At 72.4% G+C, this 1251-nt stretch carries 1 protein-coding gene and 1 pseudogene; one reads left to right on the plus strand and one right to left on the minus strand.

Annotation, left to right across the window (positions count from 1 at the left end; all coding sequences use genetic code 11):
• Positions 1 to 212: pseudogene (locus HMPREF3159_RS13975) on the minus strand (peptidase); the annotation flags it as partial.
• A 619-nt stretch (positions 213 to 831) separates the two neighbouring features.
• On the opposite strand from HMPREF3159_RS13975, the gene HMPREF3159_RS13980 reads away from it, so the two are divergent.
• The coding region (locus HMPREF3159_RS13980) for a PRC-barrel domain-containing protein (RefSeq protein ID WP_141748245.1) at positions 832 to 1251 on the plus strand (420 nt) is incomplete at its 3' end.

The raw sequence follows: 1251 nt of genomic DNA on the forward strand, positions 1-1251 counted from the left end.
TCGCTCGCCGCGCCGTCGTCGGAGGCGCCGTCGTCGCTCGCGCCGTCGGAGGCGGCGCTCCCGCTCTCCTCCTCGGAGGCGCCGGGGCCCTCGACGGCGGACCCCTCGTCGCTGCCGGAGTCGCCGCCGCAGCCGGCTGCGAGGCCGATCACGAGCGCGCCGAGGGCGGCGGCGCGAGCAGTGCTGCGGGAACGCGTGGTCGTGGACGTCATGGGGACCTCAGCTTTCTCGACGGGCGCACCGCCGGTCGCTGCGGCGGCCCCTGGACGATCGGGCTCCTTCAGATTAGGCCGGGCCCTGCCGGTCCGCGTCGGCCTGAGAACACTCTCATCGTGCTCTCATCCCGGTGATGCTCTTCGTGAGCGACGCAGCAGCACCGGAGGACGACGGAGCGAGAGACGGGAGCGGCTCCGCGACCGCGACCGACCGACCGTGCGGTCCCTGCAGATCCGGCGCGCCGGCGACGGCCGTCGCCGCACCCCTGCGCCGGCACGCCGGCCACGCCCGCAACCGCTTGCCGACGGTCTGCGGACGAGTCGGAAGATCACGGTCAGGTCACGACGAGTGGTTCCGTGACCAGGACTTCCCTCCGTCGATCCGAGGGTCCCCGCGATGGTGGACGGTCGTCTCCGGGCCAGACCGCCCGGTGCCGCCGCGCACGGTCCCGGGACCTCGCCGGGAGTCCGTCGCCCCGCGCCGGCCATCGCCTGCTCCGGCCGAGGTGCACTAGCGTCGAGCACAGCCCCGGCACAGGACGCACGCCGTCCCTCGGACGTCTCCGGCCCTGTCCGGGCAGCAGGAATCCTGAACGTTGGCACGAAGGAGGATCTGATGACTTTCCGAGGCACCATCGAGGAACTGCAGAACGCCGTGGTCCTGGACCGGAACGGCGACAAGGTGGGAAAGGTCGGCCAGGTGTACCTGGACAACGACACCCAGCAGCCGTCATGGGTGACGGTGAACACCGGCTTCTTCGGGACGAACGAGAGCTTCATCCCGCTCGACCAGGCGCACTACGCGGACGGGACTATCACGGTCCCCCACGAGAAGTCCTTCATCAAGGACGCCCCGAACCTCGAGGAGCACGGCGAGCTGGCTCGCGAGCAGGAAGGCGAGCTGTACCGCTACTACGGGCTGGACGGCGCTGCGGGAGCGACCGGTGGCGAGACCGACCGGGCCGCGCGCGGCACCGCCGGGCCCGGACCGGACGCCACCGACCGTCGCGACGCGGACGCCCGCGCTGCGGCGGGG

It is taken from the genome of Brachybacterium sp. HMSC06H03 (genome assembly GCF_001807385.1).
Lineage (GTDB): Bacteria > Actinomycetota > Actinomycetes > Actinomycetales > Dermabacteraceae > Brachybacterium > Brachybacterium conglomeratum.